At 57.1% G+C, this 14,568-nt stretch carries 14 protein-coding genes; 1 reads left to right on the forward strand and 13 read right to left on the reverse strand.

Translation table 11 applies throughout. The features are described from left to right. Positions 1 to 27: 27 nt before the first annotated feature. The 10 genes from Pan181_RS16940 to Pan181_RS16985 form a co-directional block, all read right to left on the reverse strand. A complete protein-coding gene (locus Pan181_RS16940) occupies positions 28 to 1,002 on the reverse strand; it encodes a response regulator (RefSeq protein WP_145248429.1) in 975 nt (324 codons plus the stop codon). A 72-nt stretch (positions 1,003 to 1,074) separates the two neighbouring features. Beyond that, positions 1,075 to 1,449, reverse strand: coding sequence for a response regulator (locus tag Pan181_RS16945; RefSeq protein ID WP_145248430.1), 375 nt, complete (start codon positions 1,447 to 1,449; stop codon positions 1,075 to 1,077). A gap of 24 nt (positions 1,450 to 1,473) precedes the next feature. Continuing rightward, positions 1,474 to 3,078: a hybrid sensor histidine kinase/response regulator gene (locus Pan181_RS16950; RefSeq protein WP_145248432.1), complete on the reverse strand. Its 1,605-nt coding sequence runs from the start codon at positions 3,076 to 3,078 to the stop codon at positions 1,474 to 1,476. Further along, complete coding sequence (locus Pan181_RS16955) at positions 3,072 to 3,524, reverse strand: response regulator (protein ID WP_145248434.1); 453 nt, start codon at positions 3,522 to 3,524, stop codon at positions 3,072 to 3,074. The genes Pan181_RS16950 and Pan181_RS16955 overlap by 7 nt, the downstream gene beginning before the upstream one ends. 786 nt (positions 3,525 to 4,310) lie before the next feature. After that, a complete protein-coding gene (locus Pan181_RS16960) occupies positions 4,311 to 4,490 on the reverse strand; it encodes a Flp family type IVb pilin (protein ID WP_145248436.1) in 180 nt (59 codons plus the stop codon). A 327-nt stretch (positions 4,491 to 4,817) separates the two neighbouring features. Then, entirely contained in the window at positions 4,818 to 5,150 is a 333-nt protein-coding gene (locus Pan181_RS16965) for a HesB/IscA family protein (RefSeq protein WP_145248438.1), read from the reverse strand. A 219-nt stretch (positions 5,151 to 5,369) separates the two neighbouring features. Further along, positions 5,370 to 6,608, reverse strand: coding sequence for a type II secretion system protein (locus Pan181_RS26625; RefSeq protein ID WP_231943625.1), 1,239 nt, complete (start codon positions 6,606 to 6,608; stop codon positions 5,370 to 5,372). Between the two features lie 97 nt (positions 6,609 to 6,705). Next, positions 6,706 to 7,905: a cysteine desulfurase family protein gene (locus tag Pan181_RS16975; RefSeq protein ID WP_145252283.1), complete on the reverse strand. Its 1,200-nt coding sequence runs from the start codon at positions 7,903 to 7,905 to the stop codon at positions 6,706 to 6,708. Positions 7,906 to 7,920: 15 nt separating this feature from the next. Further along, positions 7,921 to 9,315, reverse strand: a complete 1,395-nt coding sequence (locus tag Pan181_RS16980; RefSeq protein ID WP_145248440.1) for a sulfatase — start codon at positions 9,313 to 9,315, stop codon at positions 7,921 to 7,923. An 84-nt stretch (positions 9,316 to 9,399) separates the two neighbouring features. Then, positions 9,400 to 10,506, reverse strand: coding sequence for an HD domain-containing protein (locus tag Pan181_RS16985; protein ID WP_145248442.1), 1,107 nt, complete (start codon positions 10,504 to 10,506; stop codon positions 9,400 to 9,402). 994 nt (positions 10,507 to 11,500) lie between these two features. Here Pan181_RS16985 and Pan181_RS26190 point away from each other — a divergent pair. Continuing rightward, positions 11,501 to 12,454 (forward strand): GNAT family N-acetyltransferase, encoded by a 954-nt coding sequence (locus Pan181_RS26190; protein ID WP_197528444.1) that lies wholly within the window; start codon positions 11,501 to 11,503, stop codon positions 12,452 to 12,454. Between the two features lie 149 nt (positions 12,455 to 12,603). Here Pan181_RS26190 and Pan181_RS16995 read toward each other — a convergent pair whose 3' ends face one another. From Pan181_RS16995 to Pan181_RS17005, 3 genes are all read right to left on the reverse strand, one after another. Then, positions 12,604 to 13,074, reverse strand: a complete 471-nt coding sequence (locus Pan181_RS16995) for an SET domain-containing protein-lysine N-methyltransferase (protein WP_145248444.1) — start codon at positions 13,072 to 13,074, stop codon at positions 12,604 to 12,606. Then, entirely contained in the window at positions 13,071 to 13,460 is a 390-nt protein-coding gene (locus Pan181_RS17000) for an S-adenosylmethionine decarboxylase (protein WP_145248446.1), read from the reverse strand. Before Pan181_RS17000 ends, Pan181_RS16995 begins: the two co-directional genes overlap by 4 nt. A 292-nt stretch (positions 13,461 to 13,752) precedes the next feature. Further along, a complete protein-coding gene (locus Pan181_RS17005; RefSeq protein WP_145248448.1) occupies positions 13,753 to 14,439 on the reverse strand; it encodes a hypothetical protein in 687 nt (228 codons plus the stop codon). Between the last annotated feature and the right edge of the window lie 129 nt (positions 14,440 to 14,568).

The following is a 14,568-nucleotide window of genomic DNA, read 5'->3' on the forward strand; positions in this document are numbered from 1 at the left end:
CCATAAAGTCTCAAAGATTCTCTTCGGCTAACCGGCGGCTCCCACAGGAACATGGTGGGAAGTTTCCGGGATATCCAGGTAATCACTCAAATGACGACGCAACTCACTCCACTCGAACGGCTTGGTGAGAAACGCCGCAGTCCCGAGACTGCGCATCTGTCGTTCGATCGCACCTTCCCTGCGCCCGGTTAAGGTAATCACCGGAATGTCACGAGTAGCTTGCGATTCCTTCAAACGCCGCAGTACGTAGTCGCCGTTGCCATTGGGTAACTCGTAGTCGAGCAAAATGGCAGTCGGCGCCTCCATAAACGCGCGACGATACCCCTCGCGTCCTTCGCAGGCCCGCACCAGTTCGATGCCGACACTATCAAGTCGCATGCGCAAGGCCGCTACGACATCATCGTCGTCTTCGATCGAAAGTACCCACGGCTGGGCCTCTGGCTCGTCACCTTCAGAACCTATCCCGGCCTCCGTTTCCTGGGTATCGGGTTCGGCGAGAATGGCAAACACTGCATCCAGCAGGTCGCTATTCTCGGATGCACGCTTGGTTTTCTCTTTAGGTGGCAAGGGAGACTCTAGCTCGATCGGAGGCAAGATAGTCATGGTGTCCTTCGTTGAGTTAGCAGGTTCGAGGTCGGGAAATAATTCGTGCAGCAGCGGTTCAACCCGCGACCACACCTGGGGACATTTGGGGATGTAATAGGCACACAATTGGTGGCATCTCCGCACCACGTCTTCGGTCTGCAAACCAGTTAGCATGATCACGGGAATCGACTTCAAATCTTGATGATTGCTCATCATTTCTGCGACACTCAGCCCACTGCCCGAAGGCATTTCGACATCGAGCAGCACAACATCGGGTGTGGTTTCTTCCACCTTTCCCAGGGCAGTCATCGCGTTATTGGCAGTGTCGACTCGAAACCCAATGGACTGGCAGCGAATCATCAGTAGTTCGACTAGGTCGTCGTCGTCATCTGCAATCAATAGCGTTGGCGTAGGCATTGTTCTGAACCTTCTGAGATGAGATTTCCTTGTACCAGTCAGAATTATGCTTTGAGCTATATCCCTAGCAGCCTACGAAGCCTGCCCGATCGACACTTTGACCGCTGAAACTAACGATCGCCCATCGTAAGGCTTGTGCACGAAGTATCGGGCTCCGGCATCCAAAGCCCGCTGTTCGTCACGAAGGCTGGCAGAAAGCATGACAACAGGAATATTCCTGGTCGCCAGACTGGAACGCAAATGCGAAAGGGTTTGCATACCATCCATGCGAGGCATGAGCACATCGAGCAAGATGCCATCGGGTTTGTAGGTTTCGGCAAACTCGATGCCTTGTTCTCCATTCACTGCTGCTACGGTATCGTAGCCAGCTGAACGAAGCCACAAACTGGCTCCTTCGCGGATGTCAGGCTCGTCATCAACGATTAATACTCGCTGCTTTTCACTCATGCTTCCTGCCCCTTAAGCACGTGGCTAACGGTCAAACTGGCACACCTTACCGTCGGATGCGCCAACCAATTCCTGAACCTTCTCCTCAAACTCTTCTAGCATTTCTGGAGTCGCTTCTTGTGAATCCCACTGTCGACAAACACGGGCTTCGTACTTGGGAAGCGGTCCCAACGGACGATTGCGATTGTGGCGGTTGAACTCCTGCTCGATACGCTGGAACCATTGCCCCCCTTCACTGTGGGGCACACACTGCAGCAGCATCCACTCCGTGCGAGTCAACCGGAACAGCAAATCATCCGAACGCAGCGAACAGTTGAGGAAACTGTCGAAGTCGTTCGCTTCGCCATTCTGAGGATTCTCGGTATTGCGAATATGGAGCATCCGCAGCACACCATTGCACTGGCGATCGGTCGAAAGCCAGCGACGACTCACTTCAGTCGGGTCGGCGTAAGGGAGTGTGAAAGAGAAGGTCGATCCTTTACCAACTCGACTGTTCACACTCAGGTCTCCTAAATTCAACCGCACCAATTTCTGGGCAATATTCAGGCCTAAACCAAAGCCTTTGACACTCGATGCCACATGGCTGTTGACTTGCTGGAAACGTTTGAAAATGCGGGCGAGCGATTCCGTGTCGAGCCCCGGACCATTGTCGGTGACCCCAACGCGAATCTGGTTGCCGACCGGATCGTCTTCGACCCACAAACGAACCTCACCATGTTCACCAGCAAACTTGATGGCATTCACAGCCAGGTTCGTAATGACCCGTCCTGCTTTCTCAGCATCACAGTAGACTTCGGGAAGATCTGGATCGCAGGCAACAGTGAAGTTCACTCCTTTCACCTGGGCACGTTCTGCGAGCAGCGAGGCAGCGCGGTCCACGATTTCCTGAACCGTGATGTTCCGTCGCCAGGCTCCTAACAACCCAGCGTCGAGTTTACTGACATCCAGCAAATCGTCGACCATGTTATTGAGATCGTCGGCGCGCACCGCGACCTTACTGAGCATGGCATGCTGCTCGCTGGTGACCTGCCCCACCATCCCCTCGCGGATGATGTTCACGTAGTCTTTGATCACCGTCAGCGGCGTCCGGAAGTCATGCGACACGTTGTCGACGAACTCTTGAGCGGCACCATACAATTGGCGAAGGCGGCGATTCTTTTTCTTAAGAAGTAACGCTTGCTGCCGCAACAGTTGCTGACTGTGCTCGAGTTCGACCACCAGGTCATTCATCTCGTTCGTGGTTTGCTGCCGCTGCACGGCATGCAAAATGGAACGCATGACAATACGACCTGGCACTTCTCCCTTCACCAGGTAGTCCTGCGCACCTACGTCGAGAATGTCCTTCTCCAGCACTTCGTCGTCGAGCGAGGTCAGCACGATAATCGGAGTCGTCCCCGACTTCTTACGAAGATTCGAAACCGTTTCGAGTCCCACGCTATCGGGTACCGACAGGTCGGTAAGTACGATGTCGTACGACTGGCGACTCAGTTTCTCCAGCGCCGAGGCCAAGGTCTGAGCCCAGTCGGTCACCACATGATGATGGGTACCACTCAGTTTCTTGGCCAGCAGGCGCTGATCATCGGGATCGTCCTCCAGCAGAAGTAGCTTTATCGTTTCTTGATTCAGCATGGGTTTCCTCCCTCGTCTTCGCGGAGTCGTAGATCGATGAAACGGCTCATCTCGTGCACGAGGTCGTCGAACGCGATGGGCTTGTTCAAAAACACGTCGGCTCCGCCTGCGATCAAGCGATTTCGTAGCACCGGATCACGCATGCCAGTCAAAACGATAATGGGAATGTTTGCCGTCGCCCGATTGCTCTTGATGCACTGCAGCAAGTACTCACCGTCGCCATTGGGCATGGCATGGTCCATTAGGATCAAGTCGGGCAGGGTATGGGCTGCTTCGACGATACCTTGCATTCCGTAGAACGCGCGTTCGATCTTCACGTCGTAAATCTGCATCCGCAGTTCGAGATTCGTATGCAGATCGGGGTCATCGTCGACGCACAAGATTCGAGGGGTATGAACTGCCAAAGACATCTTGGTGGACTTCTGACGGTGCGCAGTGGCTATCATGAGAATTCTCCGAGTGAGACAACATGCGTTGTCTAAGTATCATGAATTGGTTTCAATAGGTGGCTACAAATACACAGAACGAGCTTAAGGTGGCTCTAACAACGGCGTTGTGTTTCTATGGCAGTTTGCGACTGCGGGGATGAGAGTCCCTGGTGTATGTAGCTTCGAAAGTGGAAGCGCGATGCTAATGATCGCGCAGAAAGTTGCGGCAAATACCAGCCCCTAGGTGCTGTTTTGCTGCTGGATGAGTTACGAATGCAATTCGTAGCTACCTGAAAGCTATGGCATCTTGAGCGAAAAGCAAGCGAGTTGACTAGAATTATTCTTGAAGATCACCTTTTACACTGGTGATAACACACGAGCCTAGCGATTCGTCGTGTGGAACCCTCGGCGAGCGGCCGAAGGAAAAAAATGGCGGCTCTTCACAGACAGGAATGGGGCAGGTATTCCCGTAGAAAGCAAAGAGCCGCCTTGATCACGTCAAGCGTGGTTTTCGTTAGAATTAAACCATCTAACCTTGCACCTAGTGGCTAAGCCAGAGGGTTCGCTGAGGTGCTTTAAGATCGTCGAAGGTGGACCTCCGTCCGACACCTTAAGTATCGGCCATCTATAGCGTGGCCTTTAAGTGTTCGCCGCAAGAGTTTGAAAACTTCTCAAGACATCTAGCAAAAGGCCTGTGCTAGAACGCGCGCAGCACACCTCGGCGTACACAAACGCCGACGCGCAGTGCGGTTAGAGCACAGTTACCCTGCACCAGGATGACTCGATTCAGCTCCTAATCCGAACCTAGGAGCCGAATACCGTCGCCAGCTGATCCGCCGAGTTTTCGAAACTGTCTGCCGTTGCGTTCGCCATGCCGGTAGCTGCACCAACACAAGCAATCACAATAAGCGCCAGCAGCACCGCGTACTCGACAGCCGTTGGGCCATCATCTCTAGACAGGAACTCTTTGATGAAACGTAGCATGGGGGCACCTCGAAGAGTATTTATAAGACACCCTATCACGAGCGTCAGAAAAGTAGGGACCATGCTCCTATCAAATTAGCGAGGGGAGAGACATGGCCGTCCATTAAAAATCTATGTCAACTTTGTTTCGCAGGAGACGAAAACAAACATGGCAAATGGCCAAAGCTCTTCGGCTAGCTGCATGCGGTGCGTGTTGTATCGATTGTGCGGTTTGAGAATGGATAGTCGGACGCGGGGCTACTCACCTGCATAATCGCGCATAGAAACAGGCCATCGCGCGTGGTGCGCGATGGCCTGTCTATGACTTCTATATTGTCGGCGTTGCAACTAGGCTTGGAACGAGCTTCCGCAGCCGCAAGTCTTTACCGCGTTGGGATTGTCGAAGCGGAATCCATAACCTTGCAGGTCGTCCTGGAAGTCGACGGTCACGCCTTCGAGGTACAGAGCGCTTTTCTTGTCGACCACCACTGGCACGCCGTGGCAATCGTACTTGCTGTCGGCTTCTTCGCTAAAGCTGGTATCAAACGCAAGACCATAGCTGAACCCGCTGCAACCGCCGGCGGTGATCTTCACGCGGAGCATCGAGCTATCATCCATCTTTTGGTCGTCCATCCGACGCTTAACTTCAGCAGCTGCCTTTTCGGTGAGCACTACGGACATTCAGAAAACTCCTCTATTGGTTTGCCGATGAAAATGGGCACGGTTGGCGTCTGGGCACATTTCGCACGGTGCGAAATAGCACATACTAAATTATAGCAATCATCAGCAAAAGGGAAGGGAAAACCACCGCACCCCTATTTCCACAGAGGTTCTCGCGGGTGGGCCGGGGCGGATTCGCCGGTTTTCCGGGCAAATCCGCGATCGCCGGCCCTGGTTCCCCTAGCCCGAAGTCACCGGCGTGCTGGCCGGCGGGGTCTCGGATTCCCCGGTGCTCAGGCCCCACAGCGGAATTCCGTTGGCCTGCACTATCGGCATCAGCAGCATCGCTGCGATGAAGTAAGCCAGCACGGTCGCGGTGAGCAGGATGCCCTGCAGCTCGGGCCAGATGGTTGCCGACAGCGACACAGCCATGATCGCGGCGGCTGGTACCACGATGCCAGCCAGGCCGAGTCGCCAGCCCATGAGAATCGATGCAACCACCGCGATGATCACGATCGATACGCAGCCCGACGCTGCCACGGCCGGGACCAGCGAAATGTACTCCTGGGCGAAGTACATCAGTGGGTAGGCACCGGCAAAGGTGCCGATCACCAGCAGCAACATCCAGACGTCGAACTTCTCGACCGCGGCGGCTTGCGCTACCAAACCAATCAGCAGCCCAAACAGCACAATGCTCAGCGGCCCCAGCCAGGTGAGTTCGCCAAGCTGGTCGATCGGGGCAATGCCGAGCACGTCGACGCGCACCGGTCGGCCGAACAGCAAGCGTTCGTAATCCCAACGATAGGTGCTGCTCCCCCCGGTGCGTTTGATATTGGTCGGTTGCAACGACAGCTCCAGGAGTCTTACGTCGGAGCCATTCGCGGTGAGCGATACGTCGTAGTCTTCCAGCAAACCACCAGGAGCAACAGCTAGCTCATACAGACCTTTGCCGACCGCGGTATAGGTTACCTTGAGCGGGGTCGGCTCGGCCGGCAGGTTGCCTTGCCATACGAGCTTGCCCTGCTTCATGGTGACATGATCGCTCGGTACTCCGTCGAGTTCGATCGACAAGTCGGCCAGCGAGATACTCTGCGGCGGAAGCGGCAGCACGATCTCGCACGGACCATCCACTCCCTCAGGAGCGGCGGCCTTCATCTCGCCGACAAACGCAGCTTCGTAAATCGACTCGGGAGTCACCGTGCCGACGCTCAGCTTCGGTGTCAGGGCGATCTCGGCTTCGAACGCGGTCAGCCTGGCAGCAGGCAGTAGCTTCTCCACCCCCTCCCCTGGAGGCCCTTCAAACGGTGCAATCGCGGGATAGTCTCCCAGCTTTTCCGACTCCCAACTCAAGCTCGACCTTCGAGCCGACTCCCTGGCCGACTGCACTGCCGGCAATAGCAGCGCGACTAGTGTTCCGATAATGGCGATAACGACAAGCAACTCCACAAGTGTAAACGCACAACGATGGCGAACCGTCATTAGTGAACTCCAGTCAGGTGAGATAAGCGATGGTCGGGAAGGCCCCTGACTTACGACGATTCTAGATTCGTATTAGTTCCCTGAAAATATTCCCTCCCTAGGTGCCCCCTAGCTGGCGGACTTTTCTCACCGCCGCGGCTACCAACTGCACTGTCCGGCGCACTTGCTCATCGGTGGTCCATCGCCCGATGCAAAATCGCAAGCAGCTTCGCGCCTCATCGGGCGAAAGACCCAGCGCCTGCAGCACATGACTCGGCTCGTCGTTGCCCGTGCTACACGCGGCGCCGCTGCTGCAGGCCACCTCGGGCATGGCAAGCATCAAGGCCTCGCCATCGGTGCCTGGAAACATCATGTTCAAATTGCCAGGCAACCGCATCGGCGTGCCATCCGCCCATTCGGCCGTGAGCGGTGGCCCCATCACTGCTACTTCGGGCACCGCTTGCTGGATGCCCTCGGCCAGGGCGTTGCGAAGTCGCATTACTCGGGGCGACTCCTCTGGCATCTCTTCCATCGCTAGCCGCACTGCTTCGGCAAACCCAACGATGCCCGGCACGTTCAGCGTCCCGCTTCGCCGCCCTTGTTCTTGACCGCCCCCCGTCTGTTGAGGCAGCAATCGTACGACCGGATTCCGCCGTCGCACGTACAGGGCCCCCACTCCCTTGGGTCCATACAGTTTGTGAGCCGTGAAGCTCATCAGGTCGACTCCCAACCGATCAACATCGACCGGAAGCTTGCCGACCCCCTGCGTCGCGTCGCAGTGCAGCAGGGCTCCGTGCTGTTTGCAAAGCGCGGAGATCTCGGCCAGCGGCTGCACGACGCCGATTTCGTTGTTCACCAGCATCACGCTCACCAGGCAGGTCGTGTCGGTGATCGCTTGCTCAAGCTGGGCAAGATCGATAACGCCGGGCGACTTGGCGTCGCACGCGGCGACATCCACGAGCACCACGTCGTATCCTCGCTCGCCGAGATGCCCTAACGGATCGAGCACCGCGGGATGCTCGGTCCACACGCTCACCAACCGGTCGCCGCGTCGGCGGGGACGCTCAGCAACTCCGCGAATCGCCAGGTTGTTGCTCTCGGTCGCCCCGCTGGTAAACACAATCTCGCTCGGCTCGGCGCCGATCGCTGCGGCGATGCTCGCCCGCGCGGCAGCCACCGCCTCGCGGGCGGCTTCGCCATACGCGTGCGTGCTGCCGGGATTGCCGAACTGCTCGCACATGTACGGCCACATCGTTGCGGCCACGCGCGGGTCGACCGGCGTGGTCGCGTGATGATCCAGGTAAATCGGGTCGTCCATCTCAGAAGTCACGGGCTACTTCGCTTTAAATCGTTTCGGTTTTGGCAACTCATCCAGCATGGCTCGCAACTCGGCGACCACCGCGGGTTGCTCGTCGGCCAGGTTGCGTGTTTCTTGCGGATCGTCTTGATAATCGTACAACTCATACTCCGGTTCGTCGCCGGGCCCCTTCCACTCGACCAGCCGGTAACGCTCGGTGCGAATCGTCTGTCCCAGTCGCTTGCCGCGGGGATATACCTGCACAGCGGCGTTACGAACCACTGAGTCGTGGTCGGTCAGCACCTGAGCAAAGCTCTTTCCGTCCAGCGTATCGGGAGCGGTGATGCCCGCGAGTTCGCAAAGGGTCGGATAGATGTCGACCGTCTCGACTAGCGAGTTCTTAACCACACCAGGTTCGACGCCTGGCCCAGCGATGATCAGCGGAATCCTCGTCGCCTGCTCGTAGTTCGTATGTTTACACCACATGCCATGGTCGCCGAGGTGCCAGCCGTGATCGCCCCACAGCACGACGATGGTGTTCGCCGCCTGGCCTGTCTCGGCAAGCACGTCCATCAACCGCCCGACTTCGGCATCCGTATAACTTACCGCTGCGTAATAGCCATGAATCAGCTCTAGTTGCAGCTCATCGGAAAGCGGACCGGTTTTCGGAATGTTGCCATAGTTCCGTAGCTCTCCCCAGGTGGTTGGGGCGTACGAGGGGGCACCCTCGGGGGCGGTGCGATATTCGGGCAACTCGAACTCATCGCGATCGTACAAATCCCAGTACTTCTTCGGGCTGTTGAATGGCAAATGTGGGCGATGGAAGCCAACCGCCATGAACACCGGCGGATCGTCCTCCGAGCGAGGCTTCCGCAAACGCTTAACCGCCAGGTCGGCCAGGATGCCGGCCGTGTACTTCGAATCGTCGACATCGGCTGCTTCGAACGCCGGACCACGCCGACCATCTTCGCTCGTCGCCGGCGAGTCCAAGTAGATCATGCCGGGCGTCCCGCGGAACGGTTCGCTCCACGACGACCGATCGTCACGATTGCCATGCGCGGTGTGATAGATCTTGCCCATGCCGAGCGTGTGATACCCCTGCTGCTTGAAGCATTGCGGCAACGTTACCGCATCGGGCGCGGAGAGCCGGAAATACGTCCCCAGGTCGTAGATGCCGAGCGTCTGTGGTCGCAAGCCCGAAAGCAGCGAATTGCGCGAGGGAGCGCAGACCGCCTGGTTGCAGTACGCCCGCTCGAACAACACCCCTTGCGCGGCCAGGCGGTCGATATTCGGCGTCTGCGCCAAGGGGTCGCCATAGCAACCGAGCGTCGGCTTTAGATCGTCGACGCAAATCAGCAGCACATTCGGCGACGACGCAAAGCACGTCAGCGGAGCGAGCAGCACGACGCAAAGCCAAAGCAGGTTACGCATGGTTTCAGCCTTTCGAAACAAAGGATACGGACGCTATCAGCCTACCACAGCGGCAACGGGAAAGCTGCCATCGCCCGCCGAGCCTTACGGGTCGAACATACCCCCTAAATCACGCAGATAATCGAGTGCCTCGTCGAGTTCCGGTGCTTCCACGCCCGATTGCCGGCCCGCTCGGTCGCACTCCCCGAGCACTAATAGGTCGTCGTACCATTCGCACTCGCGAAGCCGGCGGTGTGCGCGGGCGCCGATCGCTCCGTCGGCAATCAAATGACAATGCATGTGATACTCAATCAACCATGCGGTCCGCTCGGTCACAAATCCTTCGAGCGCTTCGAGGCCAGCATTCACGTGATCGCGAGGATCGATGCCCTTGCCGACGTCGTGCAGCAGTGCCGCGGTAAGGAACTCCTCGTCGTAAGGCATCTCGTCCCGAGCGTGGTCGAACACTTGCAGGCTGTGATAAAGCACGTCGCCTTCGGGATGGTACCGCGGGTCTTGCTTCACGTCTTCGAGCGGCAACAGCAGCGATTCGAACAATCGATAACAATCGACGCCCGCTTCGTGCTCCTCGATGGCCGCTTCGATGTCGAGATCCGGATACTCGCTGGCCAGGAACTGCTCGAGCTGCGGAATGCTCGCCCGCTCGATCGCCTTGCCGGTGATCGAACTTTTGAACACGTAGCTATGTTGGTCGGGCGTGTACATGGTGAGTTCGAACGAGTATTCGCTGCGGACATGGATATGGGTGTAAATACGTTCTTCGCCATCTTTGCGAACCTGCTTGCGTTCCACCTGATAGGTGAGCCCGTCGTAGTCGAGCAGGTGCGTAATGGCCTCGGCCGAGTCGCTGAACACATGCAGATCGATGTCGGAACCTTGCCGAGTATGGCCAGTCAGCACGCTGCCAATCAGTCGCGGGCGGAACGCTTGCAGCCGGCGCATCATGCGGAGCGCGGCCACGCGCATCGATTGCAGATTTTCGTTTCGCTTATCCCCTTCGAGCAACCGAGCGAACGATTGAATCGCCTCGCGGATTTCAGCGTTCGAAGGTAGATCGGCCGGTTTCACCCAGCCTTTGCAAATGCGGCTAGCAGCTTTCTGTTTGGCTCGGTAGTACTCGGATTCTTGCCGGTCGTACATCAGCCGGGCGGCTTCGAAAGCAATTTGCCGCCGGAGTTTCGAGTTTTTCACAGCTTGTGCGTCGTAAGCCCAGAACCGACGCGAGTGGGCATCCAGGAGAGTAAATCACCAAAAAATTGGGATTGCGTATCGACGTAGTATATCGGCTCGAAGGGAGATCGCAAGCGAACTTTTCCGCCCGCGATACGCCTGAATAGCTGAGGGGAGAATAGATTCCCAATTTACCCACCGATGGGAAAATTGAATCTGCGCCCACACTGCAAAACCAGTGGTTTTCGCGCCCGAATAGATTCCCATTTCCCAAAACGCATCCGATGGGAATCTATTCTCGCGGTCCCCGGCGGTCGCAAGTCGTTTGTTAGCAGTGGTTTGCATCAACACCTCCGGGATAGTTGCCCAAAATAGATTCCCACCCATGGGAAACTATTCTGGGGAGGATTCAGGATTCGGGGGTCAGGGGGCAGGGAATGTCATTCTGAGGGAGCTTCCGGCGACTGAAGAATCTCGGCTTGCCACTTCGAGCGTGTTACCAACGTACGCCCCGTAGGATGTGGTCCAGGAGCGACAGCGACGCAGCCCCATCACCCACATTACCCACACGCGCAGCAGCCAGCGCCCACGCAAGCAACTATTCGCCTGCGAGTCGCTAGATGTCTGATTTAAGAACAAGCATTACATCTCAATCACCTCCAATCACTAAGAAGCCGACAGCCTCGACTACCTATTCATTAGAACACTACAAGTGGCCAATTGCCAGCGAAAACCCTGAAAACCCTAAAGGCACCCAGCCATCCAGAATAGCCCCGCTTGTGGATAGCAGAAAAACAGGATTTTTCCCAGCGAAGGGTTTGACACTGGCACCCACCAAACACTGTCAGAAAAACCTGCATCCCCCGGAAAAGCATGATGATCCGTGCCTCGCATCCCCCCCATTCAAACCACCGAACTATCGCTGAGAGCAATCACCTCCTTACAATAAACACCTCGCCGCATTTGCTAACGAACGATAGCGGCCAAGTATCGAAGTCGCGAAGGACACCGGACGATGGATTCGCAAAGCCCTGCTCAACCGCGCTGGTCGGTTCGTGGTTTGTTGATACTCACCACGCTCGTAGCACTGCTCAGCACTGGGGCCATCTTCTGGTTCACCAACCGCAACCCCTACGAACAATGGGTCGAACAGGCTAAGCAGCAAGAGCCTTCGCTGACGGTCATCATGGTTACCATGTTGGCGGCGGTGCTTTTACCGATGACCGTTGTTGCCTTGCTGCTGAGAAGACTGTCGCGCGAAGCGGCCTTTTACACGGCGTTGCCGATGGTGCTCGCCTGCATTTTCACGCTGTTCTTCATCGCCAGTGTCTTGTTGCAAGACACTAGCGGCGAGCAAGATTATAGTCCCGACCTCACGCTCTATGGCCTGGTCTGCTGGTCGGTCGTATTGACCCTGATTTCGATCCTGCTCGGAGCAGCAGGCATCCTCACGGCAATCCAGAACCCCATGATGATCCTCGAAACCGCCAGGCTGCAACTAGAACTCGAATCACTCGAACAGGCCCGCGAGCGTCTAGCGAATATGCCCGAGGAGTTTCGCGAGATGATTTCCGCGGACTGGCTGCAACGTTTCGAAGAGGCCAGCGAGGGTGATTTCTGGGTCCTGGGCTTCACCGTGCGGCTGACGGATAGCCAGCAGGAGATTGGGCAATGCGGATTCAAAGGTCCGCCCGATCAAGAGGGGGTGGTGGAGATTGCCTACACCATCGACGACGAGCAGCAAGGCAAAGGCTACGCGACCGAGATAGCGATGCGTCTCACGGAGTTTGCATTTCGCGAGCCCGATGTCCACCTGGTGTGCGCCCACACGCTGCCCGAGCAGAATGCGTCGACTCGCGTGCTCACCAAGTGTGGGTTCACGAAGGTCGGCGAGAGCATCGACCCTGAAGATGGGCTCGTTTGGCGGTGGGAAATCCAATCGGGCGATCCTCCCGATCCAACCATTTAGAGAGACGCCGCCCAAGCAGGCGGGCTGAGTGTCTCGGCGTCGCTTACGATACCACCGAGGCAGAGGACAACGGCAAGAAGCCGTGTGTCCTGCGCATAGAAAAAGCCGCGAGCGGCTCTCCGCTCGCGGCTTCTTGAGTTTGGATTCGACTAACCAACCATGTTCACCAATTGGACTTCGGTGTCGGCCGAAACGTCGACAGCGCGGCCAGCGATGTAGCCACGACAGTTCTCGGCACCACACGAACAGGGGAACGGGCGGTACAGCACGTCCTCGGTTTCGTCGTAGTCCATGGTGAGCAAGTCGCCCGGCTCGATGTCCTTAACTGCCGTGAACAGGCGAGTGGTCGGATCGAGGCGCGAGTTCGGATCGCAACTGTGCAACACCCGACCAGCGAAGTCGGGGTCGTCCAGGTGCCAAAGCTCGTCCATTTGCAAAGTGAACTGTGTCATTTCCTTGGTCAGGGTACCGTTCATCCGAAACAGCACCTCACCAGCCTTGTAGGCAGTCAGTACCAGAACGCCACGTCCGCGAGTCTTATCGACATCGATCACGCGAAAGTTCTCGGCCGCGGGTTCGTCCGGGATCACCGGAAGATGTTCAGGATAGATTCTGGTCATTTTCGGTAAAGAAGCTCCGTCTTAACGCTGGTGGGGGCCAAGAATTCGTCGAGCACCTTGCGCACGGTCGACTCTTCGAATGTCTTGCAGCTGAAGACATCGAGATACATGTCGCGGTGAGCATCGTTGGTGTGGAACATGATCGCGCTGGTCTCGATCAGTTGCACGCCCGACAGTCCAGTTTCGATCCCGCCACCGAAGCGGGCGACAATCGGTGGTCCGTAGCGGACCATGTCGATCTCGTCAGCCATGTTCTGTAGAAAGTGATACATGCTCTCGATTGAGAGGATGTTTTCGTTACAGCCCAGTGCTGTCACCAACAGGTGCTGCCCGTAATGGGCTTCGCCCTGATGTTGAATTCGGCGGTATTCTGTTAATACCTGCATCTTGCGCAAAACTCCGAAACACGAGAAACAGAAACCGGCGTCCCCTAGCGTTACGCTAACGCAGAACTTTCCGGCAGAGAGATAGACTCGGATGAACCGTTGTTTGCCTATACGGCCGCTTCTTCGGCCAGGCGGGTGAGAAAAACTACATGCAAAGAACGGTCCACGGACAGAAGCCGTGTGATGCGCAAATGTTATCGTCCGCTAGGCCCTTCGTCTATAGGGTAAGAGGACGTTTTGGGAGATACTGGTAAGTATTTCCGAGGCTATGACTTCTAGCCTATTTAAAGAGTCATTCTGGCTTTACTAGCTTCGCTAGCAGCTCCTCGGTTTTTCGCTCGTGCAGGTCGGTTTCGGCCCCCCGTCCGATGGCCAGCCGAGCTTCCACCAATTGCAAAAGGTGAGTGGCCCGACCGTCGCGGGCGCCCGACTCCGCGGCCGCGGCGCGCGAGGCCTCGAGAATCCAGTCGTGGTCGGTCGCCTGGACCCGGGCCGGGTCGATCGGTAGCCGGATCAGCTCACTACAACAGAGCCGCAAGTCGCGATCGCGGGCCGAAGCACGGCCAAATAAATAGGTCGCCCCGCCGCCCACTATCCCCAAAGCCAATGCTCCCAGAGCAATTCTGAATGCTATTGCCGCAAAATCGTCGAGGTGCTCCCCGGTGAGCATCATGATGCCGACGAAGAGAACGGGAATGAACCCTAACAAGGCGAATGCCCCGAACACCCCTCGCAGGTAGGCCATTACAACCGATGCTCGATCGAGCGACGCGAGCGGTATGGCCGGCATCGTACTCTTGCTGTGAGTCGCGAGCATCGGGACTCCGGTGGTCTCACGGGTGCTCTCCCCCAGAGCGTACCAGGAGGCGAGCGGCCAGAGCGGCAGCATATGCAGCATGGCAAACTTGGTGACAATCGGCACACCAGCTACCGATTTCACCCTTCCGTACGTATCGCTGCCCGCAACCACCGTGACCATCGAATCGCTCTATCCCCGTCCCACACTTCCGCGCGAATTAGATGCGAGTGAGCATACCTCGGGCTCGGCGAGCCAGCAATCCGCCGCCCCCTACGAGGGAATCAGATCCAAAAGCCGACAAGATTGTCG

The organism is Aeoliella mucimassa (assembly GCF_007748035.1).
Taxonomy (GTDB): domain Bacteria; phylum Planctomycetota; class Planctomycetia; order Pirellulales; family Lacipirellulaceae; genus Aeoliella; species Aeoliella mucimassa.